A 26,386-nucleotide genomic window follows, 5' to 3' on the forward strand; every position below is an offset into this window, starting at 1 on the left:
TTTCTGCATTTTTATACTTTTCATGCGTAGAATGCGTGCCAGAATCCTGCCGCCAGCAGCATGCCGACAACCGGCGCGAGCACAGGCACCCAGGCATAGGCCCAGTCCGAATCGGCCTTGCCCGGGATCGGTAGCAGCGCGTGCGCGATGCGCGGGCCGAGATCGCGCGCGGGATTGATCGCGTAGCCGGTCGGACCACCGAGCGAGAGGCCGATCGCGACGACGAGGCCGGCGACCGCGAACGGTGCCAAGCCTTCGGTCATCTTGTTCGCGCCGATGATGAGCACGCCGAACATGAGCACGAAGCTGCCGATCACTTCGCACAGGATCGCGGCCGGGAAGTTGCGGATCGCCGGCGCCGTGCAGAACACTGCGCGCTTGGCGAGCGGATCGAGGTCGCCGTTCCAATGTGGGAGATAAGCGAGGTACGCCAGGGTCGAGCCGAGCGCCGCGCCCGAGACCTGCGCGGCGACGTAGCCCGGTACCTGCGCCCACGGGAACTTGCCGAGTGCGGCGAGTGCGATCGTCAGCGCGGAGTTCATGTGCGCGCCGCTGCCACTCGGCGCTGCTGCGTAGATGCCGAACAGAACGGCCAGGCCCCACGCGACCGCGATGACCAGCCAGCCGCCGTGCTGCGATTTCGATTGCGGCAACAGTACGCCGGCGACCACGCCGCTGCCGAGCAGCATCAGCGTCGCTGTGCCGAGAAACTCGCCGAGATATGGACTCATTGTGGACTTCCCTCAAGATATTTTTCCAATCGTTGCTGCTCTTTTACATCGAAACGCAGACCGAGCTTGCTGCGTCGCCACAAAACATCGTCGGCGCTGCAGGCCCATTCTTCGCGCACGAGATAGTCGGCTTCGGCCTGATGGAGGTCGGCGCCGAAACGTTCGCCGAGGTCCGCGAGCGTGTTCGCCGCACCGACCACGCGCTCGACGCGCGTGCCGTAGGCGCGCACATAGCGCTGCGCGAGGTCAGCGGGCAGCCACGGATAGCGGCGCATCGTTGCGAGCAGAAAACGATCGAACGCTTCTTCGCTCGAGTGCTGTGTGTCGGCGAACTCGCCGCCGGGCAGGTGCACGCGTTCGTCCGCGGTCCATGCACCATGCGTGTTGCCGAGCGCAGGCGCGAGGCGGTCGAGTGCATCTTCGGCAAGGCGACGATGCGTGGTTATCTTGCCGCCGAAGACGTTGAGCAACGGCGCGCCGGCGCCACCGTCAAAATCGAGCAAGTAGTCGCGCGTCACTTCCGATGCAGTAACGCCCTCTTCTTCGAGTAGTGGGCGCACGCCGCTATAACTCCAGACCACGTCGGCCGGTGCGATTGCATGAGCGAAATAGCGGTTCGCCGCGGCGCAGAGATAGGCGATCTCGTCCGCATCGATGCGCACCGCTTCGGGCGTGCCAGTGAATTCGATGTCGGTCGTGCCGATCAGCGTGTAGCCGCGCTCGAACGGGATTGCGAACACGATGCGCCGGTCGGCCTGCTGGAACGTATAGGCGTAGTGGTGCTCGTAAAGACGTGGTACGACGATATGGCTGCCCTTGACCAGGCGCAGTGAATGCGCGTGCGGCACGTGGGCGACCTTGTCGAGGAAGCTCGTGGCCCATGGCCCGGCGGCGTTGACCAGTGCGCGAGCCTCAATATGGCGCGAGGCGCTGTCGTTTTGGCGTAATTGTGCCCGCCATCCCTGTTCGCCGCGTTGCGCGCGCACGCAGCGCGTGCGTGTGAGAATTTCTGCGCCGCGCGCCTGTGCGTCGAGCGCGTTGAGCACGACCAGGCGCGCGTCGTCGCACCATGCATCCGAGTAGATGAAGCCGGTTTCGAACTGGGCCTTGAGTGGTTTGCCGGCGACGTGCTCGCGCAGGTCCGCGCGACGCGAGCGCAGCAGCGTGTGCGCACGGCGCCGACCGAGATGGTCGTAGAGCAAGAGGCCCGCGCGGATCATCCACTCGGGGCGCAGATGCGGCTCGTGCGGCAGCACGAAGCGCAGCGGGCGCACGATGTGCGGCGCTGAGTTCAACACCACGTCGCGCTCGGCCAGCGCTTTGGCGACAAGCGAAAATTCGTACTGCTCGAGATAGCGCAGGCCGCCGTGGATCAGCTTGCTGCTCGCGCTCGAGGTGTGCGCGGCGAGGTCGTCCTGCTCGACGAGCAACACCGACAGGCCGCGCCCGGCCGCATCGCGCGCGATCGCCGCGCCGTTGATGCCGCCGCCGACCACGAGCAGATCGAACCGGTTTTCAGCCTGTGCCTGCACGCCGGCATCTTCGCAGATTCGGATGAACGCGAGAACCGTGTGTATCGAGGAAACAGCGAGCAGGCCGCGCAGCCGCGCGGGAAAGAAATCAGCGCTTTGCGCGCGGATGGAATACCAGTGGATGGACGTCGTCTCTGACCGCCGTGGTCGCGGGCGCGCAGGTACCACAGCTCGAACAGCCGCCGCCACTGCCGCAGCCGGCGCCGCTGGCGACTTGGTGCGGGGTCAGTTTCGCGCCGAGCGTGCGCAACGCGCTAATCGACGATGCGGCGAGCCAGCGGGCGAGTTGCGCCTGCGCGGCGCGATAGCTGCGCGGGAACAGGCGTCGTGCGGCGAACCACAGGCTCCAGGCGAGGATCAACGCGATCGCGAAGGATTGGAAGATCGCGTAGCTCATGCGCCGAGGGCCTTCGCGATTTGATACGTCGCAAGCGAAGCAAGATAAGCAAGGCCGAACAGGTAGCCGGCGAGCACGAGGACATTGCGCATCGATCCGGTCTCGCGCTTGACCGTGGCGAGCGTGGAGATGCACATCGGCGCGAACACGTACCAGGCGAGCAGCGACAGCGCGGTCGCGAGCGACCATTGCGCGGCGACGACGGCTTGCAATCCATCTTCGTTGCCGGCGAGCGCGTAGACCGTCGCCAGCGAGGACACCGCGACTTCGCGCGCGGCGAGCCCGGGCACGAGCGCGATGCAGATCTGCCAGTTGAAACCAAGCGGCGCGAATACGGTATGCAGCCCGCGCCCGATCATGCCGGCAAGGCTGTAGTGGATCGCGGGCTCGCTCGCCCCTGCGGGCGGCGCGGGAAAGCTCGACAGGAACCAGAGCAGCACGGTCAGCGCGAGGATGATGCCGCCGACGCGCTTGACGAAAATCATGCCGCGCTCGTACAAGCCGATCGCGATGTCGCGCGGATGGGGCATGCGGTACGAGGGCAATTCCATCATCAGCGCGTGCTCGCTCTTGTCGCGGCGCAGGCGCTTGATCACCCAGGCGACGAGCAGTGCGCTGACGATGCCGCCGATGTAGAGCGTGAACAGCACGATACCTTGCAGGTTGAACACGCCGAGCACCGTGCGCTGCGGAATGAATGCGGCAATGAGCAGCGCGTACACCGGCAGGCGCGCGGAGCAGGTCATCAGCGGCGCGATCAGGATCGTGGTCAAACGATCGCGCGGATCGGGAATGCTGCGCGTGGCCATGATGCCCGGAATCGCGCAGGCGAAGCTCGACAGCAGCGGGATGAACGAGCGGCCGGTGAGGCCCGCCGACAGCATCATGCGGTCGAGCAGGAACGCCGCGCGCGGCAGATAGCCCGACTCTTCGAGGCAAAGGATGAAAAGAAACAGGATCAAAATCTGCGGCAGGAATGCGAGCACCGTGCCGAGGCCGGCGAACACGCCGTCGGTGAGCAGGCTGCGCAACGCGCCGTCGGGCAGTGCGTTGCCGATCCACGCGCCTGCGGCCTGCATGCCCTCGTCGATGCCGTCGTGCAGCGGCGTCGCCCACGAGAACACGGCCTGGAAGATCAGGAACATCACGATGGCGAGGATCGCGAGACCCAGCACCGGATGCAGCACGACGCGGTCGATCGCATCGTCGATCGCGGCGGTGCGTCGCGGCACGCTGACCGTGGCGGCGAGGATCGAGCGCACTTCGGCGTGCAGGTCGGCAGACGGCGTGGCCGGTTGCGGATACGGATGGGTCGGCGGCGCGTCGTCGATCTGCGCGATCAGTGCATTCGCGCCGCCATGCTTGACCGCGATCGTTTCGACGACCGGCATGCCGAGCTTCTGCGCCAGTGCCGCCGTGTCGATGCGGATACCGCGCCGCCGCGCCGCATCCATCATATTGAGCGCGAGCAGCATCGGCCGGCCGAGCCGCGCGATTTCGAGCACGAAGCGCAGGTGCAGACGCAGGTTGGTCGCATCGGCGACGCAGACGATCAGGTCGGGCGCGGCCTCTTGCGCGTGTTGGCCGGTGACGACGTCGCGTGTGATCGCCTCGTCCGGGCTGGTCGCGGCGAGCGAGTACGCGCCCGGCAGGTCGAGCACGCGCACGCTGCGTCCGCTCGGCGCGGTGTAGTGGCCTTCCTTGCGTTCGATCGTCACGCCGGCGTAGTTGGCGACTTTCTGCCGCGTGCCGGTGAGCAGGTTGAACAGCGCGGTCTTGCCGCAGTTCGGGTTGCCGACCAACGCAACGTGTAAATGAGTATGGTCGCGGGACGCGTCCATACGCAGCGGCGCGGCGACGGCGTTCATGGCGCTGCCTCGGTCGTGATCGTCACACGCGCGGCTTCCGCGCGGCGCAGCGCGAAGCGCGTGTAGCCGATCTGCACGAGCAGCGGATCGGCACCGAGCGGACCGCGCGCAACCAGGCGCACGGGCTCGCCGGCGACGAAGCCGAGATCGCGCAGACGCTGCGCGATGCGGTCATCCGTCACGCTGTCCTTCACCTCGATTACCGTGGCCGATGCGCCCATCGCCAGTTCCGAAAGCAGCACGCTAAGCCTGCATCTAAATAAGAATGGTTCGCATTATACTCAAGAGTGCGGGAAAGCGCATGGGCAGCCCCGTTGCCGGCGAATTCAGCTAAGCGTCGTTCCCGATCTGGTCAAGTGGCAAGCGCAGTGCGCGGATGCGGCGGCGCCGAGGGGCGAACCCAAGCATCTCGTCGGCCGAAACCGTATGCGCGCGCACGCCGGCTCGAAATCGAGCACCGGATCGATGATCGCAGCATGGCCGTCATCCTCGTCGAAGACGACATGCGTGAACGTAGGCGTCCCCTTGTCGTAAAAACTTTCGACAAGCGAGAGGTCGGGCTCATGCAGGCGGGTCACGCTGGGCGCGACCCGCCGGCCAGTCAGTTGACCGCGTCCCTACTGCCCACCGTGCCGTGCGGCAGCACCTGCGCGGCGAGCTTGGTATCGGCGCGCAGCAGCTCGACTTCGTCGGCGACGATGTGCGAGGCCTCGTTGAGGACCACGTCCTTGAGCGCCTTGCGCCGCTTTTCCTCGTCGAGATCGGACTTGAGGCTGCGCTCGTCGGCCTGCAGGCCGTCGTCCTGGTTCGGGTTGTCACCGGACTTGGCCACTTTCGCGGCGCTCGCCGTGCCGGCTTTCGCGGCAGGATTCTCCGCATCCGGGTCCGCCGCTTTGCGATCGGCGGCGACATCAACGTTCTTACGCGGAACGTTGTTCGCGCCAGTCTTGGCATCAGACGTCTTCGCCGAAGCGGTATCCTTGCCCGTGGTCGCCGACGCTGCATCGGCGAACTGCTCGGGATGACGTTCGCGACGCTTGGCTTCCTGCTCGTCGCGCTCCTTGCGCCGCACCGCTTCGTTGAGCGAGATGGTCTTGTCTTCGCGCAGCTTGCGCGCGTCGGTCACGTCGGCCTGGTAGGCGATCCATTCCTTCTCCGCCGCGGCGCGGCGGTCGTGGCGCGCGCTCAGCATGGGCGCGAGCGATTTCAGGTCTCCGGTCGGCTTGTAGTCGGCCGCGGAAATCGAAGTCCACGGCAGCGCATTGTCGTAGGACTGTTCGCCGTTCTGAGCGAAATCGCCGGTGACCGGGAACTGGATGTCGGGCGTCACGCCGCGCAGCTGCGTGGAGCCGCCGTTGACGCGGAAAAACTGCTGGATCGTCATTTTGAGCTCGCCGTAGGTCGGCTTCTCGTTGCCATACATCTGGTCGAGGTCGAGCAGGTTCTGCACCGTGCCCTTGCCGAACGTCGGCTCGCCGAGGATCAGGCCGCGCCCGTAGTCCTGGATCGCGGCGGCGAAGATTTCCGAAGCCGAGGCCGAGTTGCGGTTGACGAGCACGGCGAACGGGCCGCTCCAGGCCATGCCGCCGCTGCGATCCTCGTGCTCGTCGATGCGGCCGTTGGCGCTGCGCACCTGCACGACCGGCCCCTTGTCGATGAACAGACCGGTGAGCGTCGTCGCCTCGTCGAGCGAACCGCCGCCGTTGTTGCGCAGGTCGATCAGCACGCCTTCGACATTCTGTTTCTTCAGGTCGGCGAGCAGCTTGGCCACGTCGCGCGTGGCGCTCTTGTAGTTCGCGTCGCCGCGGCGATGTGCCTCGAAGTCCTGATAGAAGGTCGGCAACGTGATCACGCCGATCTTGTGGGTGACGTCGCCGTCCTTGGTCTCGATGATCGAACTCTTTGCCGCCTGCTCCTCGACCGCGACCTTCTTGCGCACGAGCGCGATGGTCACATGTTTGCCGTCGGGGCCTGAGTCGGCGGGCAGGATCTCCAGGCGCACGGTCGTGTCCTTGGTGCCGCGGATCTTTTCCACGACATCGTCGAGGCGCCAGCCGATCACGTCGGCAATAGCCCCATGTTCGCCCTGGCCTACGCCGACGATGCGATCGCCGACCTTGATCTTGCCCGACAACGAGGCCGGTCCGCCCGGCACGATTTCACGGATTGCGGTGTAGTCGTCCTCGCGCTGCAGCACCGCGCCGATGCCCTCGAGCGAGAGCCGCATCGCAATCTCGAAATTCTCCGCCTGGCGCGGGCTCAGATAGTTGGTGTGCGGCTCGATCGTCATCGCGTAGGCGTTGAGGAAAATCGAGAAGGCGTCCTCGCCGGTGAGCTGGCGGACGCGGTCGAGATAGTTCGCGTAGCGCTTGTCCAGCGTCTCGCGGATCTTCGCCTCGTCCTTGCCGGCGAGCTTCAAGCGCAGCCAGTCGTTCTTGACGCGCTTGCGCCAGAGGTCGTTGACCTCCGCGTCGGTCTTCGCCCATGGCGCCTTCTCGCGCTGGTACTGATAGCTTTCGTCCTTGCTGAAATCGAAACCTTTCTTCAGTTCAGCGCGCGCGTAAGCCGTGCGCTCGCTGATGCGCTCGATATAGAGATTGAAGATCGCGAACGGGACCGACAAATCCTTGTTGAGAATCGCGTCGCCGAGCGTGTCGCGCGCGGGGGTGAAGCGGTCGACGTCGGCCTGGGTGAAGAACAGGCGGTCAGCGTCGAGCGAATCGAGGTAGCGGTCGAAAACCTGCTGCGACATCTTGGTGTCGAACGCTTCCGGCTTGTAGTGCATGCGCGTGAGGATCTTCATCGCCATCTGCGCCGCGTCGGCCTGATCCACGCTCGGCTTGAGCGCGATCGCCGTGGCGGTATCGCCAGACGGTTTGGCGAAGACCAACGTCGTCGCCAGGGCCACTGCCAGCAGCGTCGGAACGATCCACAAGCGCTTGTCACGAACCATCATTTGCTTTCTCCGAATTCAGTAGTCACCTGCTCGACGAATCCAGCCGCATGCGCCATCTGGTCGGCGTGATACGACGAGCGCACCAGCGGGCCCGAGGCGACATGGGTGAAGCCGAGCTTGTGTCCGTACTCAGCCAGCGCGTCGAACTCGGCCGGCGTCCAGTAGCGCAGCACGGGATGATGATGCGGCGTCGGCTGCAGATACTGGCCGATCGTCACCATATCGACATCGTGCGCGCGCAGATCGTTCAACGCGCCATGCACCTGCGCCTCGGTTTCGCCGAGGCCGAGCATGATGCCCGACTTGGTCGGCACGTCCGCATGCTGCGCCTTGAAGCGTTGCAACAACGTTAACGACCAGTCGTAATCGGCACCCGGGCGCACGTTCGGATACAGCTCGCGCACCGTCTCAAGGTTGTGGTTGAACACGTCGGGCGGCGCCTCGGCGAATACTTCGAGCGCGCGCTCCATGCGGCCCTTGCCGCGGAAATCGGGGGTGAGGATTTCGAGCTTGGTCGAAGGATTGAGCGCACGGATTTCGCGGATGCAGTCGGCGAAGTGGCTCGCGCCGCCGTCGCGCAGGTCGTCGCGATCGACCGAGGTGACAACGACGTAGCGCAGGCCCATGTCGCGGATCGTTTCGGCGAGATGGCGCGGCTCCTCGGCGTCGGGCGGCTTCGGCCGGCCGTGGGCAACGTCGCAGAACGAGCAGCGTCGCGTGCAGACTTCGCCGAGGATCATGAACGTGGCCGTGCCCTTGCCAAAACATTCATGAATGTTCGGGCAGGACGCTTCCTCGCACACGGTGACGAGGCGGTTCGCGCGCAGCTTGGACTTGAGCTTGGCCACGGCGTTGCCGGGTGGAATACGCACGCGGATCCAGTCGGGTTTGCGCAGCATCGGCGCGCCGCGGTCGAAGCCGGCGCGATTGCGTGCGGTCTTGTCCTCGCCGAGCAGTTTCTCGCCGGTGCGAACCGGGGTTGGATTGGCCACAACCGCGCCGTCCACCAGGGCGATGGGAATGGTCTTGAGAATCGTATTTTCCGGGGAATTCATACGTGCACGCTAACATTCGCCAAGGGTTGCGCGCCAGTTCCGATCGTCACGGGCGGCGGTGCCATTTGAACGGTCAAACCCAGCTGCCGCGCCAGTTGCGCGACGAGTTCGGTCTCGACTTCGGCCAGACTCGAAGGGCCGCCGAGGTCCATCAGCTGGGTCACGGCCAGTCCCTGATAGCCGCAGGGGTTGATGCGGTGGAACGGCTCGAGGTCCATGTTCACGTTGAACGCGAGGCCGTGGAACGTGCAGCCGCGGCGCACGCGCAGGCCGAGCGCGGCGATCTTGGCGCCGGCGACGTAGACGCCCGGGGCGCCCTCCTTGCGCACGGCTTCGACATTCCAGTTCGCCAGCGTGTCGATGATCGCCTGCTCGATGCGGCAGACCAGCTCGCGGATGCCGAGCTTGAGCCGGCGCAGGTCGATCAGCGGATAGGCGACGATCTGGCCCGGGCCGTGGTAGGTGACCTGGCCGCCGCGGTCGACCGGTACGACCGGAATCTCGCCCGGCAGCAGCACGTGCTCCCACTTGCCGGCCTGGCCGAGCGTGAACACCGGCGGATGCTCGACCAGCCAGAGCTCGTCGGGCGTTTCCGCGTCGCGCGCGTCGGTGAAAGCCTGCATTGCGCGCCAGATCGGCTCGTAAGGCGAGAGACCCGGGAAACGGCGCGTGATCAGTGGCCGGGATTGCGCAACGGGAACGGGAGATTCGCAAACCACTGACACGATGACACCTTCAACTGGCAGGAACTGCGGAAATGGGGCCGCGCTGCGGACTATCAATCGACCGGACCGCGCGATTCGTCCGTTGCGGATGCGGACCGGACCGGAAATTTACAGCGTCCATTTCACCGCCGGATCCGCGCGCAGCGCCGCGTGCGCAGTTTCGTACATCTCGCGCGAAGGGCAGGTGAAGGTGACGCTGACCGAGACGAAGTTGCCGTTGCTCGACGGCCGCACACGCTCGGAGCCGGCGACCACGTTCAGGTCGAGGCCCGCGATGACCGCGGGCACGCGCTGCTCGAGGCCGGCATTGGCGTGGCCGACCGCAGTGATCTCGAACGCGCCCGGAAACTGAAAGCCCTGTCCGGGGTTTTCAGCGTGGATCTTGTCGAGCTCGTGCTGGTCGAACTTCTTCATCACTTCACCGGCTGGGGATTGCCCACGGCGGCCGTGCCGACCGGCGCGGTTTCGGTCGTCGGCGCGCTCTTGAAGAACAGCAGGATGCTATCGACGAAGCGGCGCCACCAGCCGCCCTCGGGCTGCTCGTCGAGCACGACTAGCGGGCGCTCGACCAGGACCTTGTCGTCGAGCTTCACGCGCAGCGTGCCGACCTGCTGGCCCTTGGTGTAAGGCGCAATCAGGCGGCTCGGCATGTCCATGCTCGCCTTCATGTCGGCGTAGCGGCCGCGCGGCAAGGTGATCAGCAGATCGTCGGCGAGGCCGAGGGCGGCGCTCGCATTCGCGCCGCGCCACAGCGCCGGCGTCGTCAACGCCTTGTTCGCGTCGAACAGCTTGTGCGTCTCGAAGAAGCGGAAGCCGTAGTTGAGCACACTCTGGTTCGCGTCCGCGCGTTCCTTCTCGCTGCCCGTGCCCATGACGACCGCGATCAGGCGCTGCTCGCCGCGCTTGGCCGAGGTGGCGAGGCAAAAGCCCGCTTCCTTGGTGTGGCCGGTCTTGATCCCGTCGACCGTCGAATCGCGCCACAGCAGCGAATTGCGGTTGTGCTGGGTGATCCCGTTCCACTCGAATTCCTTGATCGCGTAGATCTTGTATTCCTCGGGATAGTTGTGGATCAGCGCGCGCGACAGTAGCGCGATGTCGTGCGCGGTCGTGTACTCGTCCGGCGATGGCAGGCCGGTCGGATTGACGTAATGCGTGCCGCTCATGCCGAGCTGCTGCGCATACTGGTTCATCAGCGCGGCGAAGGTCTGCTCGGAACCGGCGACGTGCTCGGCCAGCGCGATCGCCGCGTCGTTGCCCGACTGGATGATCATGCCGTACATCAAATCCTTGAGCGCCACCTTCGAATTGAGCTTGAGGAAGCTGGTCGAACCGTCGGTGCTCGCGCCGCCGCCGCGCCAGGCGTTCTCGCTGATGTAGACCTCGTCCTCCAGCTTGATCTTGCCGGCGGCGAGCTGCGCCGCGACGACGTAGGACGTCATCACCTTGGTGATCGAGGCGGGTTCGACGCGAGTGTCGATGTTGTCGCCGGCCAGCACCTGGCCGCTGGTGTAATCCATCAGCACCCAGCTCTTTGCGTTGAGCTGCGGCTGCGGCGGCACCGGCACGTTGAGCGTGTTCGCGCCCGGCATCGGCGTCGCCGGCTGCACCGGCAGCGAGGCGCCCGCGGCATCGTCGCCGGACTTCTGCTGCTCGGCGTTTTTCTGCTCCTGCTGTTCTTGTTTCTTCTGCTGCGCCTGCTGATGGCGATGCTTGACCGCGCCGGCCTCCGGCGCGACCGCGATCAGCGACGCGGAAACAAAAATACACAATGCAGCTTTTTGTACGAATTGCAGATTCTTCATCTCTGGGAGCATTCCATTCTGGTTCGTCCTGCGCGCGCAGGCGCGAGCGGGGTGAGGAGCGATACCGGCTTACGATTCGCGAATTTTACACGTCCCGGCTGAATGCGACGACCTTCGCTGCTCAATCGTCGATCGCCACGCGCGGCTCGCCAAGGCCGAGCGCACGCACCTTCGGCGCCAGCGCATCGGCCTCGTCCGCGTCGCGCAGCGGGCCGATGCGCACGCGCCGCACCGAGCGGCCGTTCGAACTGCCCTCGACCACGCGCACCGCACCGAGCTGCGCGCTGCGCAGCGTCGATGCGGCGCGCTCGGCGTTGGCCTGATCCGAGTACGCGCCGACCTGCAGATATAGAGCAGGTTTATGGATTTTTTCGGGCGCCGGCGCGGCCGCAACCGTACGCTCTTCTAGGCGCGGCGGCGGCATGCTGGCTGCCGCCGCCGGGGAGGCGATGCCCGGCGTGGACCGCACCGGACTGCGCACCGCGGCGTCGCGCTCGGGATGCTCCGGATCGATCGCGCGCACCTCGACCAGGCCCGTGCCCTTCTGCCAGATGCCGAGCTTGATCGCGGCGACGTAGGACAGGTCGATGACGCGGTTCTCGGCGAACGGCCCGCGATCGTTGACGCGCACGATCACGCTCGCCCCGTTCTCGAGATTGGTCACGCGTGCGTAGCTCGGCAGCGGCAGCGTCTTGTGCGCGGCGCTGTAGGCGTACATGTCGTATTTCTCGAAGTTCGAGGTCGCGTAGCCGTGGAATTTGTTGCCGTACCACGAGGCAATGCCGCGCTCGACGTAGCCCGATGCATTCGGCAGCACGCTATAGGTCTTGCCGAGCACCTCGTACGGCGATTTGTTGCCGTAGGCCGAGCGCGGCTCGGACTTCGGCACCGGTTCGGGAATCCTGCTGACGTCGGGCAGCGTGCCGCCGGGACCGGAATCGCCGTCCTGGGCGTAGCGGCGCGATTGCGGGCGCGAGGTGTCGTCGACGCGCGATGTCGGCGACGATGACGAAGGTCGAACCGTCTTGTGTCCGCCGCACCCGGCGATCAGCAACAAGGCGGCCGCAGCTCCCGCGCGCAGCAGGCTGGCGGCCGCGCCCGCCTTCATTTCGGCGCGGACTGACCGCCAACTTGCGCCGCGATTTCCGCGCTGAGCTGGTACACGGCGAGGCTGTACAGCGGGCTGCGGTTGTAGCGTGAGATCGCGTAAAAGTTCTGCAGCGTGATCCAGACCTCGGGGCCGTCTTCGCCTTCGAGCTTGACCAGCGTGGCGAGGGTGTCGCCGCTCGCGTCGAGTTTCGTCGCCGGCAGGTAACCCCATTCGGCGAGCTGCTGCAGCGGGTACGCCGGCTTGAGGTTTTCCGGCGTCACCGCGCGCGCATTCGCGCTGACCTTGGCACGCACCGCGACTGGACCGCCCGCCTGCCAGCCATTGCCGACGAAATAGTTGGCGATGCTGGCGACGATGTCCGGCAGCGAATTCCACAAGTCGATCTTGCCGTCGCCGTCCTCGTCACGCGCGAACTTCGCGATCGACGACGGCATGAATTGGCCCATGCCCATCGCGCCGGCGTACGAGCCCATCAGGCTCTCGATCGGATACGGGAAATTCGCGCCGTGCAACAGGAACAGCTGGCGCAGTTCGCCGCGGAAGAAATCTGCGCGCGGCGGGTAGTAGAAGCCGAGCGTGCTCAGCGCGTCGAGCACGTGATAGCGCGTCGGCGTGCGCCCGTAGTTCGTCTCCACGCCGATGATCGCAACCAGGATAGGGGCGGGTACGCCGAACTCCTTCTCGACACGATCGAACAGCGCCTTGTTCGCGCGGTAGAACGCAACACCGCCGTCGATGCGGGCCTGGGTGAGGAAGATCGGCCGATATTCGCGCCAGGTCTTCGATTCGGCCGGGCGCGAGATCGCATCGATGATCGTTTGCTGGTAGCGCGCCTTCGCCAGCGTCGCGAGCACGTCGGCCGCAGAAAGATCGGTGTCACGCGCGAGGTCGTCGGCGAACTGCTTTTGTGCCGCGGCCACCTGCGCCGGCGTCGGCGGGTCGTAGGCGCGCGCCAGTGCGGCGAACGAAGCGAACAGCAGGCAGGCGCACCAACACAAAACGCGGAAAGTCATCGATCGAACAGGCGGCGGGAACGGGTGCGGCGAGGGTAGCATGCCGCGCCGACAACGTCGCCCCGAAAGCGAATCGTCGTTAAGCGAAAACGCGCTGACGCAGCCACTTCGTCGCGATCCATTTCTCGCCCGCCGTGACCGGTGCACCGGCGTGCAAGGTTTTGGTCAGCGGATCCGGCCGCGGATAGCTGAAGAACACCGCGTTGCCCTGCTGCGGCAGCACCGACAAGCCGACGTCGGGGAACGTCGTCGCGCCGCCGTGCTGCGGCGTGTTGAGATACATGATCAGGCTGGCGACGCGTTGGCCGCCGCGGCGCGTCAGCGCAGGCGTGCCGGGATCGGCCGGGTCGAAGTAGTCGTAGTGCGGCTCGTATTCGGCGCCGGGTTGGTAGTTGAGCACCTGCAGACCCTCGCCGTTTTCCGCGGGCCAGTTCAACAGCTTCGCGATGCGATCCTCGATGCGCATATGCAGCTCGCTCTCTGCGCGCTGGAAGAACATGCCGCGGCTCGTGCGCGCAATGTCGACCTGGTATTCACCGGTCTGCCGGTTGACCGTTTCCGAGCGCGCCAGGCGCGGCTTCGCCGCTTCGATCAGCGCGGCGCATTCTTCGGCGCTGAGCAGGCCGCCGAACACGACGACGCGTGGCGACTTCAGTTCGACCAGCACCTTCACTTCGCGGTCGCCCGCGTCGAGCGACAGCGGCATCTTCGTGATATCGGGTTCGGGCACGCCTTCAGCCGGGCGGTCGTTCGCCTCGATCGCGACGCGCGCACGCGCATTCTCGGCGACGACGACGGCGAGCGCATCGCTCGCCGCCTTGCGCTGCCAGCCGGCCGCCATCAGTTCCGCGATCACCTGCTCGCTGCCGGCGCCGGCGAGCGTGCGGTTGAGGATCCATTGCTTGGCTTCGGCGGTGACGATCGTTCTGCTCATGTCGTTAGCGTAGGTGCCGTGGCGTCTCAATTCAAATCAAGGGCGCCCTCAATGCGCCGGTCGGCGGTGGTTATGGATCGACATCAGCATGCCGAATCCGGCAAGGAGCGCTACGACCGAAGTGCCGCCGTAGCTGATCAGCGGCATCGGCACGCCGACCACGGGCAGGATGCCGGCGACCATGCCGCCGTTGACCATGACGTAAACGAAGAACGACATGCTGATCGAGCCGGCGAGCAGGCGCGAATACGTGTCGCGCGCGGTCGCCGCGATCATCAGGCCGCGACCGACGATGAAGATATAGATCAGAATGACCGCGACGACGCCGATCAGGCCCCATTCCTCGGAGAACACCGCGAAGGCGAAATCGGTCGTGTGCTCAGGCAGGAATTCGAGCGCCGACTGCGTGCCGTGCTGCCAGCCCTTGCCCCAGAGGCCGCCCGAGCCGACCGCGATCTCGCTCTGCATGATGTGCCAGCCGTCGCCGAGACGATCCGCGGCCGGATCGAGGAACGTGAACAGGCGCTTCTTCTGGTAGTCGTGCATGAAGTGCCAGGCGAAGGGCGATGCCGCCGCTGCTGTCGCGAGCACGAGGCCGATGCGCCACCAGGCCATGCCGGCGAGGAAGATCGCGAACATGCCGCCAGCGACGACGAGCAGCGCGGTGCCGAGGTCGGGCTGCTTGGCGATCAGCCAGGCCGGTACGGCGATCAGTGCGCCGACGATCGCGAGCGAGGAAAACTTCGGCGGCAGCTCGCCGCGGCTCAGCACCCATGCGGCCATCATCGGCATCGTCAGCTTCGACAGCTCGGACGGCTGGAAGCGGAAGACTTTCAGATCGAGCCAGCGGTGCGCGCCGCGGCCTTCGCCGAGCACGGCGACGACGAGCAGCAGGAACACACTGCCCGCGTACAGCCACGGCGTCCATTTGCGCAGGCTCTGCGGCGAGACACGCGCGAGCAGCACCATGAGCATCGCGCCGAGCACGAAGCGCGCACCCTGGTTGAGCGCGACCTTCGTATCCGGGCCGCCTGCGCTGTAGAGGTTAACCAGGCCGATGCCGGCGAGCAGCACCAATGCCAGCGCGAGCGGCCAGTCGAGCGCCGGGGCGCGCAGCCAGCGCCGCGCAAGCAGGCGCAGGCGTGGGCCGAGCTGCTCGAAGGCGAGCATCATTGTGTGGCCTCCGCGACACGCGGCGCGGGCGCATCGTCGTCGTACTTGAGCCAGGCATCGAGGATCTTGCGCGCGATCGGCGCGGCGTCGGAGGCACCGCTGTGGCCGGCCTCAAGCGCGACGACGACGGCGATGCGCGGATCCTCGGTCGGGGTGAAGCACTCGAACAGCACCTGATGGCGATCGGCCGAGGAGGTCGCGATCGAGGTCCAGGTCTCGTCGAAGCGCGAAAAACGCTCGGCGGTGCCGGTCTTGCCGGCGATCGCGTAGGGAAACTCCTTGCCGAGCCCGCTCACCGTGCTCGGCGGCGGCCCGTTCACCGCGAGCCACATGCCTTCCTCGATCGCCTTCCACGTGCCCGCGTGCGTGCCCACGTTCGGGCCCGGCATCGGCAGCGGCACCGGCTGCACCGGTGCGCCGATGCCGGCCTGGGTCGCGCGCAGCACATGTGGCGGTCGGTTCGCGCCCTTCGCGGCAACGACGGTGAGTGCATGCGCGAGCTGGATCGGCGTGACCACCCAGAAGCCCTGGCCGAAGCCGACGTTGACCGTGTAGCCCGCATACCAGGGCTGGTTGCGCGTCGCACGCAGCCATTCGGCAGAGGGCAGCACGCCCGCGGCTTCGCCGGCGACATCGATGCCGGTCTTCGCGCCGAAGCCGAACTTGCCGAGAAAACCGCTGAAGCGGTCGATGCCCATCTCGTAGGCGAGCGAGTAGAAATACGTGTTGACCGACCAGGCCAGCGCGAGCTTGAGATCGACGCGACCGGCAGGGAAGTCGTCGCGGTAACCGCGTGCCTGGCCCGGAATGTGATATTCGCCGGTCGAGACCACCGTATCGGAGGGCGTGCGCACGCCCAGTTCCAGCCCGGCCGCCGCGGCATAGGGCTTGATCGTCGAGCCGGGAATGAAGCCGCCGGCGATCGCGCGGTTGAGCAGCGGCTTGCGCGGGTCCTGCATCAGCTGCGCGTAGTCGGCCTGGGCGATGCCGTTGACGAACAGGTTGCCGTCGAAGTCGGGCTCGCTGACCAAGGCGAGCACTTCACCGTTGCGCGGATCGATCGCGACCGCTGCGCCGAGACGCGCACCGAGCGCTTCCTCGGTGGCGCGCTGCAGGCGCGCATCGATCGACAGATACAGGTTCTTGCCCGGCGTCGGCGATACGTAGTCGAGCTTCCTGCGCACGCGGCCGTCGGCGCCGACCTCGACCGTTTCGCTGCCCGGCGCGCCGTGCAACTCGTCCTCATACCAGCGCTCGACGCCGGTCTTGCCGATGTGCGTGGCACCGGCGTAGAGGTTCGGATCGAGCTTGACCAGCTCGTTCAGGTCGATGCGGCCGACGTAGCCGATCGCATGCGCAAACAGCGGCCCGAGCGGATAGGCGCGGGTCAGGTACGGCACCACTTCGACGCCGGGAAAGCGCCAGCGGTTGACCGAGAAGCGCGCGATCTCGTCTTCGCTGAGCTTGAGCCGCAGCGGCACGCTCTCGAACGCCTTCTTCTTTGCGCGTGCGTTGCGGAAGTGCTCGACGTCGTCGGTGCTGATCGCGACCACGTCGCCGAGTTCGGCGAGCAGATGCTCCATGCCCTTGCGTCCGCCCTCGACCGCCTCGGGCACGATCTCGAGCCGGAACGCGGCGACGTTGTCGGCGAGCAGCACGCCGTTGCGGTCATAGATGAGACCTCGGCTCGGCGCCACACTGCGTACCGAGATGCGCTGCTTGTCCGAGGTCTCGCTGAACTCGGTGCCGCGATAGACCTGCAGGAACACGTAGCGCGACACCAGCGTGCCGAGACAAATCACGATGAGCAGGAAGCCGATGACGGCCCGCGCACGAAACATGTCTGCCTCGACGCGGGCGTTGCGGACCTGCATGCGCGAGCCCGGCAAGTTCATCTCAAGCATCACCCGCGCGCAGGCGCGCACGCAAATCGTCGAACAGAAGAAACAGCCAAGGCCATGCGAGCATGCCGGCCACCGGTGCCAGCCAGAAGTCGGGCGGCGGCGGCGGATCGCCGGCGATCGCGTGCACCATCAGGTAAACGACGCGATCGTTGAGCAGTAACGCGAACACGGCGAGGGTCTGTTGCCACATCGGGAAGAAGCGCAGGCGCGAGCGGAAGCGCAGCACGATGAAGCACAGGATGCACAAGCGCAGCGCCTGTTCGCCGAGCACCTCGCCGCCGAGCACGTCGGCGACGAGGCCGAGCACGAAGCACAGGCCGAGCGGTACACGTTCTGGGACTTCGATCATCCAATAGATCAGGACGAGGGCGAGCCAGTACGGCTTGAACGCCAGCAGCACGGCCGGCAGCGGCGCGAGCTGGAACACGAAGGTCGCGGCGATGCCGCCCCAGAACAGCCAGTTGAGGCCGCGAATGCGCATTACGGCTCCCCCTGATTCGTCGGGTCTGGCTGTGTCGCCGGTGGCGACGTCGGTTGCGCCGGCGGCGCGGGCTCGTCGCTGCCCTTGAGCGACACCGGCGGGCCGACGTTCTCGGCGGGTGCGGGCGGACCCACCGGATTGGCGAGCTCGTGCAGCACGAGCACCTCGGCACTGCGGTCGAGCGCGGCATCGGGTGTGGCCTTGGCGGCGGCGAACATGCCCGTCGCGTCGTTGCCGACCGAGCGGATCACGCCGACCGGAAAATCCGCGGGGAAGCGTCCGCCCAACCCCGAGGTAAGCAGTTTGTCTCCGGGCTTCACGTCGGCGCTGGTCGGGATGTTCGGCAACTCCAGCGTGTCGAGCGTGCCGTTGCCGCGCGCGATCGTGCGCATGCCGGTGCGTTCGATGCGTACCGGCACCGCGTGCGACTTGTCCGAGATCAGCAGCACCGTGCAACTGTGCGGACGTACCTCAACGATCTGGCCGACGAGACCGCGCGCGTCGATCACGGGCTGGCCGACCTTTGCGCCGTTGTCGCTGCCGAGATCGAGCATGATCGTTTGCCGCTTGTACGGGCCGAAGTCGACGTCGATCACGCGCGCGAGCTGTACGGACAGGCCGAGCGTCTTCTGCACCGAGAGCAACTCCTGCAGGCGCTGGTTCTGCTCCTGCACGGCTTCGACGCGACGCAGGCGCGTCTGTGCGAGCAGCAACTGGCGGCTCAGCTCGGCGTTCTGTTCGCTCAATGCGTGCCGGTCGGCGAGGGCGACGCGCGCATCGCGCGCGAGTTCCGACGGCGCAGCGGCCAGGCGCCAGATCGGTTCGGCGACGATGCTGGCAGCGGCACGCAAGTGCTCGAGCCAGTCGCCGCGTCGGTCGGCGATCATCAGCGCAATTGCGATGACGAGATAGACGACCAGACGCAGCGTGCTCGATGCGCCTTCGCCGAACAGCGGTGCCGTGTTGTTGGCGGGGATGGCCATTTTTCGGAGCGGGATTCGAAGATCGGGAATCGGAAAAAGCGCGTTGCCCCTGTTCTCAACTACCCCCGATCGTCAACTTCGGCTTCCCGGCCCTTCACTCCGACGCGAAGAAATCGCCGCCGTGCTGGTCGACGAGTTCGAGCGCGCGCCCGCCGCCACGCGCAACGCAGGTCAGCGGATCGTCGGCGACGTGCACGTGCAGACCGGTTTCCTCGGAGATCAGGCGATCGAGGTCCTTGAGCAGGGCGCCGCCGCCGGTCAGCACGATGCCGCGTTCGGCGACATCGGAGCACAATTCGGGCGGGGTCTGTTCGAGCGCGACGCGCACCGCGGCGACGATGCCGTAGAGCGGCTCGTGCAGCGCCTCGAGCACTTCGTTCGAATTGATCCGGATCATGCGCGGCACGCCTTCGGCGAGGTTGCGGCCGGAAATTTCGATCTCGCGAGCCTCATCCTGCTTGTACGCGCAGCCGATCTCGACCTTGATGCGCTCGGCGGTCGATTCGCCGATCAGGGTGCCGTGATTGCGGCGCACATAGTTGATGATCGCCTCGTCGAAACGGTCGCCGCCGATGCGCACCGACTGCGAATAGACGATGCCGTTAAGCGAGATCACCGCGACTTCGGAAGTGCCGCCGCCGATGTCGAGCACCATCGATCCGCGCGCCTCGTGCACCGGGATGCCGGCACCGATCGCCGCGGCCATCGGTTCCTCGATGAGATACACGTCGCGCGCGCCAGCCGATTCGGCCGACTCCTTGATCGCGCGGCGTTCGACCTGGGTCGAGCCGCAAGGCACGCAGACGAGCACGCGCGGGCTCGGGCGGAACATGCGCGCGCGGTGCACCTTCTTGATGAACTGCTTGAGCATCTCCTCGGTCATCGTGAAGTCGGCGATGACGCCGTCCTTCATCGGCCGGATCGTGACGATGTTGCCCGGCGTGCGCCCGAGCATGCGCTTGGCGTCAGCGCCGACCGCAGCGACCGAGCGCGGGCCACCGGGACCGCGGTCCTGGCGGATCGCGACGACCGACGGCTCGTTCAGCACGATGCCCTGGCCGCGCACATAAATCAGTGTGTTCGCCGTGCCGAGATCGATCGACAGATCGTTGGAGAAAAGTCCGCGTAAACCCTTGAACATTCTTGTTTTCGCTCGTGCTGCTGTTGCGTCGCGTCTTGCGTGAAAAGAAAAGCGCGCCAGTGTAGTAAGCGCCTCCGGGCGAAGCAAGGAAAAATGCTGTTAAATTGCGGGCAATGTCGACGTAGTCGACGTCATCACTCCGGCTTAGCAGTCCGAGTCCGGCAGCTCGCCTTCGGGAACCTCTCGAAACCTACTGCACTTGATAATTTGCGCGCCGGCGGTGCTCGGAATCCTCATGTACTCGACTGTACACTCCGGTTCCTGCGCTCCGGCGACGCGGAAATTCTCTTCGCTCGCTACGGTTTCGAGAGGTTCCCTCCTATCTTTTTGCATCGATGATCACGAAAAGTATTTCCTTCCACCATCCCGTCGCATTCTGGCTCGGCTGCGCGCTGATCGCCGCCGGCGTGTTCTCGCACGGGCCGATGCTGGCGATGGGCGCGCATATGCACTACCACTTGGCCGGCATGCCGATGGACACGACGATGCTCGTCGGCATGGCGCTGATTCCGCTCGGCCTCGGCCTGTCGATCTATGGCCTGATGCCGCGCCTCGCGCAGATGCGCGAAACGCTGCAATCCGCACGCGATCATGTCGGCTTCCACATCGCCGACCGCGTGCCGCTCAATCGCGAGCACTGGACCCTCGTGGCCGTGCTCGTCGTCGCCCTCGTGATCGACGTGATGAAGCCAGCCACGCTCGGCTTCGTCATCCCGGGCATGACCGCCGAATACGAAATCAGCAAGCAGACCGCGGCGAAACTCGCCTTGTGGGCATTGATCGGCACCACGGTCGGCTCGGTCGTCTGGGGGCGCCTCGGCGACCTGTTCGGCCGCCGCGCCGCGATCCTGTTGTCGGCGATCATGTTCATGGCCACGGCGATCTGCGGCGCGATGCCCTCGTTCCAGTGGAACCTCGCGATGTGTTTCCTCATGGGCGCCTCGGCCGGCGGCTTGCTGCCGATCGCGTTCACGCTGATGGCCGAAGCGATCCCGGCCGCGCACCGCGGCTGGCTGCTCGTCGCGCTCGGCGGCGTCGGAACTTCGGCGGGCTATCTCGCCGCGGCCGGCGCGGCCACGCTACTCGAACCGGTGTTCAGCTGGCGCTCGCTGTGGTTGCTCAACTTGCCGACCGGCGCGATCATTCTGCTGCTCAATCGCTGGATTCCCGAATCGCCGCGCTTTCTCGCCAGCCAGGGGCTCGAGAACGAAGCGCGCGCCGTGCTGCTCAAGTTCTCCGGCGCGCACACGCCCGCCGAGGCGCGTGCCGCGATCGAGTTGGACGCCGACGCCACGCCCGGCGCACCGGAAATCGATGCGCCGATCGACAGCGGCGGCCTGCGCGCACTGCTGCGTGGCCGCTTGGCTGGCATCAGTTGGGGTTTGGTCGTCTGCGGCCTTGGCTGGGGCCTGGCCAATTTCGGCTTCATCCTCTGGCTGCCGACCAACCTGGTCAAGCTCGGCATCGAGGCAAAGGCGACGAGCGCGCTGCTCGCCGGCTCAGCCGTACTCGCACTGCCGGGCATCGGTCTCGTCGTCTGGCTCTACCACCGCTGGAGCGCGATCAAGACGCTGGTGTTGTTCATCTCGCTGTCGGCGCTCGCGCTGCTGATGTTTTGCCTGCTCGCCACGTTCGAAGTGCGCTCGGCGGCCGCGGTCACGGCGGCGACCGTGGCGCTGCTGATCAGCACGAGCGGCGTGATCGCGATGCTGATTCCCTACGCCGCGGAAATCTATCCCGTGCAGTATCGCGGCACCGGCGCGGGCCTGATCGCGGCGAGCTCGAAATTTGGCGGCATCCTCGGCGCCGGCCTCGGCGTCGCCGGATTCTTCGAGCATTTCATGCTCTCGGCCGTGTTGATCGCGGTACCGCTGGGATTTTCGGGTGCGATGCTGCTGCGGCGGGGCATCGAGACGCGCGGGCACCGGCTCGAGGACATCCAGGCCCGACTCGCGCGGCCGGCGGCCGGGGTATCACCGCCGGCCTGAAAATCCGCGGCGCCGAAGGCGCTAGCTGATATGTTATCGTCGCAGTTCTACCTCGGGTTTTCCGCATGTCCATCGACGCAGCCACCGTGCGCCATATCGCCCGCCTTGCCCGGCTCGCCGTCGGCGAGAACGAACTCGCGCCGATCGCCGGCGAGCTGAGTCGCGTGCTCGACCTCGCCGACCAGCTCGGCGCGGCGCAGATCGACGGCGTGGAGCCGCTCGCGCATCCGCACGAGCAGACCCTGGCCTGGCGGCCCGACGCGGTGACCGAACCCGACCGCGCCGACGCGTTTCTCGCGCTCGCGCCCGATGCGCGCGGCGGCCTCTATCTGGTCCCCAAAGTTCTCGAATAAGCGTGAGCCGTCTTAAAAACTACTGCGCTCGGCATTTGGCGCGCGGTCGGTGCTCGGACTGCGTAGGCAGGATGCCACAGCGAACATTCGCGCAGCGAATGGCCCGAAGGGCGAGCCGCAGATGCGGCGAGTCATGCTCATGTACTGCCATGTACACTCCGCTTCCTGCGCGCCGCCCACGCGCCAACTACCTTCGCTCGCTACGTTTTTAAGATGGCTCAAATTTTTGGAATCATGCAACTCGCGCAGGCACTGCGTGAGCGGAAAACGTCGGCAACCGAATTGACCCGGCAGGCGCTCGCCGCGGCGAAAAATCGCGTCGACCTGAATGCATTGATCACGCTCGACGAAACCGGCGCGCTCGCCGCCGCCGAACGCGCGGATACCGCGCTGACGAAGAATCCCGCGTCCGCGCTGGCCGGCATTCCGTTCGCGCACAAGGACATCTTCTGCACGAACGGCCTGCGCACGACCTGCGCCTCGCGCATGCTCGACAACTTCGTGCCGCCGTATAACGCCACCGTCGTCGACAAGCTTGCCGCTGCGCAGGCCGTGGCGATCGGCAAGGCGAACATGGACGAATTCGCGATGGGCTCGTCGAACGAGAATTCGTTCTACGGTCCGGTGAAGAACCCGTGGGACACCGCGCGCGTGCCGGGCGGCTCGTCGGGCGGCTCCGCTGCGCTCGTCGCCGCCGGCATCGTGCCGTTCGCGACCGGCACCGACACCGGCGGATCAATTCGCCAGCCGGCCGCGTTCTGCGGCATTACCGGTCTGAAACCGACTTACGGCCGCGTCTCGCGCTTCGGCATGATCGCATTCGCGTCCAGCCTAGACACCGCGAGCGTGCTCGCGCGCAGTGCCGAAGACTGCGCGCAGGTGCTCGCCGCGATGGCCGGTCACGACGGCCGTGACGCGACGAGTGCCGATCGCGCGGTGGACGATTACCTCGCTGCATTGGCGAAGCCGCTGCAAGGTCTACGCATCGGCGTCGCGCGCGAATACTTCGGCGCCGGCATCGATGCGGGCGTCGCCGCGGCCGTGCAGGCCGCGCTCAAGCAATACGAAAAGCTCGGCGCCACGCTCGTCGACGTGTCGCTGCCGAATGCCGCGCTCGCGATTCCTGCCTACTACGTGATCGCGCCGGCCGAAGCATCGAGCAATCTCGCGCGCTACGACGGCGTGCGCTACGGTTACGCGGCGAAAGAACCGAAGTCGCTCGAAGATCTGTACACGCGCACGCGCGCCGAAGGTTTCGGCGCGGAAGTGAAGCGCCGCATTCTCGTCGGCACTTATGCGCTGTCGGCCGGCTATTACGATGCCTACTACCTGCGCGCGCAGCGCGTGCGCCGTTTGATCGCGAATGATTTCGCCGAAGCGTTCAAGACAGTCGACCTGATCGCCGGGCCGACCACGCCGACCGTTGCGTTCAAGCTCGGCGAAAAGAATTCCGACCCGCTCGCGATGTATGCCGAAGACGTCAACACCGTCGCGGTCAACCTCGCCGGACTGCCGGCGATCTCGCTGCCCGCGGGTTTCAGCGAGAAGCTGCCCGTCGGCCTGCAGTTGATCGCGCCCGCGTTCGAGGAAGCGCGTCTGCTCAATGCCGCGCACCAGTTCCAGCTTGCCAGCGACTGGCATGCGCACAAGCCGGAGGGCGTGGCATGAGCGCCTACGGAAACTGGCAGCCGGTTATCGGCCTCGAAATCCACGCGCAGTTGTCGACGCAGTCGAAGCTGTTCTCGGGCGCGTCGACCGCGTACGGCGCGGAGCCGAACACGCATACCGGTCTCGTCGATATCGCGTTGCCCGGCACGCTGCCGGTGCCGAACCGCGCCGCGCTCGACAAGGCGATCCGCTTCGGCCTCGCGATCGACGCACGCATCGCGTCGCACAGCGTGTTCGCGCGCAAGAATTATTTCTATCCCGACCTGCCCAAGGGCTACCAGATCAGCCAGTACGAGCTACCGGTGGTCGCCGAGGGCAAGCTCGCCGTGCGTCTCGATGACGGCCGCACTATCGAGGTGGCGATCGAGCGCGCGCATCTCGAAGAAGACGCGGGCAAGTCGCTGCACGAGGAATTCCACGGCGCGACCGGCATCGATTTGAATCGCGCCGGCACGCCGCTGCTCGAAATCGTCTCCAAGCCCGTGCTGTACTCGGCCGCGGAAGCTGTCGCTTACATGCGCACCGTGCACACGCTTGTGCGCTGGCTCGGCGTCTGCGATGGCAATATGCAGGAAGGCTCGTTCCGCTGCGATGCGAATGTGTCGGTGCGCCCAGTCAGTTCGGAAAAACTCGGCACGCGCACCGAGATCAAGAACGTCAACAGCTTCCGCTTCGTCGAAAAGGCGATCGAATACGAAATCGAACGCCAGATCCGCGCGCTGGAAAACGGCGAGCGCATTGTGCAGGAAACGCGCCTCTACGATCCCGCACGCCACCAGACGCGGCCGATGCGCGGCAAGGAAGACGCGAACGACTATCGCTATTTTCCCGATCCCGACCTGCCGCCGCTCGCGGTGACGGCCGACGATATCGCCGCGGTGAAGGCGACGATGCCCGAGTTGCCCGAGGCGCGGCGCAAGCGCTATGTCGATGCGCTCGGCCTGCCCGAGATCGATGCGGCGCAGCTCTGCGCCGATCGCGCAACCGCGGATTATTTCGAAGCCGTGCTCGCCACGCTGCCCGGTGAGGCCAAGCTCGCCGCAGAAACCCTAAACACCCAAGGCGCGTTGCATCCAGATGCGAAATTGGCAGCGAATTGGACCCTCGGCGAAGTCTCCGCCGCGCTCAACGAAGCGGCTCTGTCGATCGAACAGTCGCGCGTCTCCGCGCCCGCGCTGGCGCAGTTGCTCGCACGACTGCGCGAGGGCGTCATCTCCGGCAAGATTGCCAAGGACGTGTTCGCGGCGATGTGGGGCGGCGAAGGTGATGCCGATGCGGTGATCGAGAAACGCGGTCTCAAGCAGATCTCCGACTCGGGCGCGCTCGCCGCCGCGATCAATGCGGTGCTCGCCGAATATCCGACCCAGCTCGCCGACTTCCGCGGCGGCAACGAGAAGCTGCTGCAGTTCTTCGTCGGCCAGGTGATGAAGCGCACGCGCGGTCAGGCCAATCCGCAGCAGCTCAACGCGCTGCTGCGGGAAAAACTAAAATAAACCGTTTCCCGCAGCCTGCGGGAAGACAACAGAAACGAATTCGATTTTTCGGGAGTTGCTACATGTCTGCATTGATCTGCGGTTCGCTCGCCTACGACACGATCATGGTGTTCCAGGACCAGTTCCGGAACCACATCCTGCCCGACAAGGTGCATATCCTGAACGTGTCGTTCCTCGTGCCGCGCATGCGCCGCGAGTTCGGCGGCTGTGCGGGCAACATCGCCTACAACCTGAAGCTGCTCGGCGACGATCCGATTCCATTCGGCGCGGTCGGCCAGGACTTCGGCCCGTACCGCGAGCATCTGCAGCGCTGCGGCATCCGCCTCGACCACGTGCTCGTCTACGACGAGCTGTTCACGCCGCAATGCTTCATCACCACGGACATGGACAACAATCAGATCACCGCCTTCCATCCGGGCGCGATGCTCAACTCGCACGAGCATCACGTGAAGGACGTCGAGGGTGTGAGCTTCGGCATCGTCGCTCCGGACAGCCGCGACGGCATGCTGCAGCATGCGCGCGAATTCGCCGAGAAGGGCACGCCCTTCATCTTCGATCCGGGCCAGGCCATGCCGCTGTTCAACGGCGAGGAATTCCGCACGATGATCGAGCAGGCCGACTACGCGATCGTCAACGATTACGAGTCGGAGCTGCTGCAAGCGCGTACCGGCTGGAGCGCCGACGACATCGCCGCGCGCGTGAAGGCCTACATCGTGACCCAGGGTCCGAAGGGCTCGATCGTGCACGAGGGCAAGAAACAGCACGTGATCCCGCCGGGCCACGAGCGCCGCATCGTCGATCCGACCGGCTGTGGCGATGCCTACCGCGCCGGCCTGATCTTCGGCCTCACGCGCGGCATGGATTGGCCGACCACGGGCCGCATCGCTTCCTTGATGGGCACGCTCAAGATCGAGCATCCCGGCACGCAGAACCAGCGCTTCACCTACGCCGAGTTCGCCGATCAGTTCAAGCAGCAGTTCGGCTATTCGCTGGACTGAATCGCTTCAGAGGTGCGAGTCGAAGTCAGCGGCATCTTTGGCGCTCTGTCGATGCGCGAAGCGCGTCGACAGAGGTGAAA

At 65.9% G+C, this 26,386-nt stretch carries 23 protein-coding genes; 5 read left to right on the forward strand and 18 right to left on the reverse strand.

The features are described 5' to 3' along the window. Window positions 1-20 precede the first annotated feature (20 nt). The 18 genes from F455_RS0106285 to F455_RS0106370 form a co-directional block, all read right to left on the reverse strand. Window positions 21-731, reverse strand: a complete 711-nt coding sequence (locus tag F455_RS0106285; RefSeq protein ID WP_018972429.1) for an MIP/aquaporin family protein — start codon at window positions 729-731, stop codon at window positions 21-23. Further along, window positions 728-2,263, reverse strand: a complete 1,536-nt coding sequence (gene glpD / locus F455_RS0106290) for a glycerol-3-phosphate dehydrogenase (protein WP_018972430.1) — start codon at window positions 2,261-2,263, stop codon at window positions 728-730. The genes F455_RS0106285 and glpD overlap by 4 nt, the downstream gene beginning before the upstream one ends. A gap of 88 nt (window positions 2,264-2,351) precedes the next feature. Continuing rightward, window positions 2,352-2,660: a DUF6587 family protein gene (locus F455_RS19990; protein ID WP_018972431.1), complete on the reverse strand. Its 309-nt coding sequence runs from the start codon at window positions 2,658-2,660 to the stop codon at window positions 2,352-2,354. Next, on the reverse strand, window positions 2,657-4,528 hold the full coding sequence (gene feoB / locus F455_RS0106300) for a ferrous iron transporter B (RefSeq protein ID WP_018972432.1): 1,872 nt from the start codon (window positions 4,526-4,528) through the stop codon (window positions 2,657-2,659). Before feoB ends, F455_RS19990 begins: the two co-directional genes overlap by 4 nt. Beyond that, window positions 4,525-4,770, reverse strand: a complete 246-nt coding sequence (locus F455_RS0106305) for a FeoA family protein (RefSeq protein WP_026293132.1) — start codon at window positions 4,768-4,770, stop codon at window positions 4,525-4,527. Before F455_RS0106305 ends, feoB begins: the two co-directional genes overlap by 4 nt. Window positions 4,771-5,129: 359 nt before the next feature. Next, on the reverse strand, window positions 5,130-7,481 hold the full coding sequence (locus tag F455_RS0106310; RefSeq protein ID WP_018972434.1) for a carboxy terminal-processing peptidase: 2,352 nt from the start codon (window positions 7,479-7,481) through the stop codon (window positions 5,130-5,132). Beyond that, window positions 7,481-8,539 carry a lipoyl synthase gene (lipA, locus tag F455_RS0106315; protein ID WP_018972435.1) on the reverse strand — a complete coding sequence of 353 codons (1,059 nt, stop codon included), beginning with the start codon at window positions 8,537-8,539 and terminating at the stop codon, window positions 7,481-7,483. The genes F455_RS0106310 and lipA overlap by 1 nt, the downstream gene beginning before the upstream one ends. Then, a complete protein-coding gene (gene lipB, locus F455_RS0106320; RefSeq protein ID WP_051084165.1) occupies window positions 8,536-9,216 on the reverse strand; it encodes a lipoyl(octanoyl) transferase LipB in 681 nt (226 codons plus the stop codon). The genes lipA and lipB overlap by 4 nt, the downstream gene beginning before the upstream one ends. Before the next feature lie 156 nt (window positions 9,217-9,372). Then, on the reverse strand, window positions 9,373-9,678 hold the full coding sequence (locus tag F455_RS0106325) for a YbeD family protein (RefSeq protein ID WP_018972437.1): 306 nt from the start codon (window positions 9,676-9,678) through the stop codon (window positions 9,373-9,375). Next, window positions 9,678-11,066: a D-alanyl-D-alanine carboxypeptidase family protein gene (locus F455_RS19995; protein ID WP_018972438.1), complete on the reverse strand. Its 1,389-nt coding sequence runs from the start codon at window positions 11,064-11,066 to the stop codon at window positions 9,678-9,680. Before F455_RS19995 ends, F455_RS0106325 begins: the two co-directional genes overlap by 1 nt. A gap of 121 nt (window positions 11,067-11,187) precedes the next feature. Continuing rightward, window positions 11,188-12,174, reverse strand: coding sequence for a septal ring lytic transglycosylase RlpA family protein (locus F455_RS0106335; RefSeq protein ID WP_018972439.1), 987 nt, complete (start codon window positions 12,172-12,174; stop codon window positions 11,188-11,190). Beyond that, a complete protein-coding gene (gene mltB, locus F455_RS0106340; protein WP_018972440.1) occupies window positions 12,171-13,190 on the reverse strand; it encodes a lytic murein transglycosylase B in 1,020 nt (339 codons plus the stop codon). The genes F455_RS0106335 and mltB overlap by 4 nt, the downstream gene beginning before the upstream one ends. 79 nt (window positions 13,191-13,269) lie before the next feature. Next, on the reverse strand, window positions 13,270-14,124 hold the full coding sequence (locus F455_RS0106345; protein ID WP_018972441.1) for a 2OG-Fe(II) oxygenase: 855 nt from the start codon (window positions 14,122-14,124) through the stop codon (window positions 13,270-13,272). Window positions 14,125-14,172: 48 nt separating this feature from the next. Next, window positions 14,173-15,294 carry a rod shape-determining protein RodA gene (gene rodA / locus F455_RS0106350; protein WP_018972442.1) on the reverse strand — a complete coding sequence of 374 codons (1,122 nt, stop codon included), beginning with the start codon at window positions 15,292-15,294 and terminating at the stop codon, window positions 14,173-14,175. Next, window positions 15,294-17,138, reverse strand: coding sequence for a penicillin-binding protein 2 (gene mrdA, locus F455_RS0106355; protein WP_169337300.1), 1,845 nt, complete (start codon window positions 17,136-17,138; stop codon window positions 15,294-15,296). Before mrdA ends, rodA begins: the two co-directional genes overlap by 1 nt. Before the next feature lie 55 nt (window positions 17,139-17,193). Next, on the reverse strand, window positions 17,194-17,682 hold the full coding sequence (mreD, locus tag F455_RS0106360; protein WP_018972444.1) for a rod shape-determining protein MreD: 489 nt from the start codon (window positions 17,680-17,682) through the stop codon (window positions 17,194-17,196). Further along, the gene (gene mreC, locus F455_RS0106365) at window positions 17,682-18,665 is read right to left on the reverse strand and encodes a rod shape-determining protein MreC (protein WP_018972445.1); all 984 of its coding nucleotides are present in this window, start codon (window positions 18,663-18,665) and stop codon (window positions 17,682-17,684) included. The genes mreD and mreC overlap by 1 nt, the downstream gene beginning before the upstream one ends. A 94-nt stretch (window positions 18,666-18,759) precedes the next feature. Beyond that, window positions 18,760-19,806: a rod shape-determining protein gene (locus tag F455_RS0106370; protein WP_018972446.1), complete on the reverse strand. Its 1,047-nt coding sequence runs from the start codon at window positions 19,804-19,806 to the stop codon at window positions 18,760-18,762. Window positions 19,807-20,141: 335 nt separating this feature from the next. Between F455_RS0106370 and F455_RS0106380 the strand changes: the two genes are divergently transcribed. The 5 genes from F455_RS0106380 (at window position 20,142) to F455_RS0106400 (ending at window position 26,306) form a co-directional block, all read left to right on the forward strand. After that, entirely contained in the window at window positions 20,142-21,794 is a 1,653-nt protein-coding gene (locus tag F455_RS0106380) for an MFS transporter (RefSeq protein WP_018972448.1), read from the forward strand. A gap of 65 nt (window positions 21,795-21,859) precedes the next feature. Next, window positions 21,860-22,147, forward strand: coding sequence for an Asp-tRNA(Asn)/Glu-tRNA(Gln) amidotransferase subunit GatC (gene gatC / locus F455_RS0106385; RefSeq protein ID WP_018972449.1), 288 nt, complete (start codon window positions 21,860-21,862; stop codon window positions 22,145-22,147). Between the two features lie 213 nt (window positions 22,148-22,360). After that, entirely contained in the window at window positions 22,361-23,815 is a 1,455-nt protein-coding gene (gatA, locus tag F455_RS0106390) for an Asp-tRNA(Asn)/Glu-tRNA(Gln) amidotransferase subunit GatA (RefSeq protein WP_026293135.1), read from the forward strand. Next, window positions 23,812-25,308, forward strand: coding sequence for an Asp-tRNA(Asn)/Glu-tRNA(Gln) amidotransferase subunit GatB (gene gatB, locus F455_RS0106395; protein WP_018972451.1), 1,497 nt, complete (start codon window positions 23,812-23,814; stop codon window positions 25,306-25,308). Before gatA ends, gatB begins: the two co-directional genes overlap by 4 nt. Before the next feature lie 62 nt (window positions 25,309-25,370). After that, entirely contained in the window at window positions 25,371-26,306 is a 936-nt protein-coding gene (locus F455_RS0106400; protein WP_018972452.1) for a carbohydrate kinase family protein, read from the forward strand. The last annotated feature ends 80 nt before the right edge of the window (window positions 26,307-26,386 follow it).

This window comes from Rudaea cellulosilytica DSM 22992, from assembly GCF_000378125.1.
GTDB lineage: Bacteria > Pseudomonadota > Gammaproteobacteria > Xanthomonadales > Rhodanobacteraceae > Rudaea > Rudaea cellulosilytica.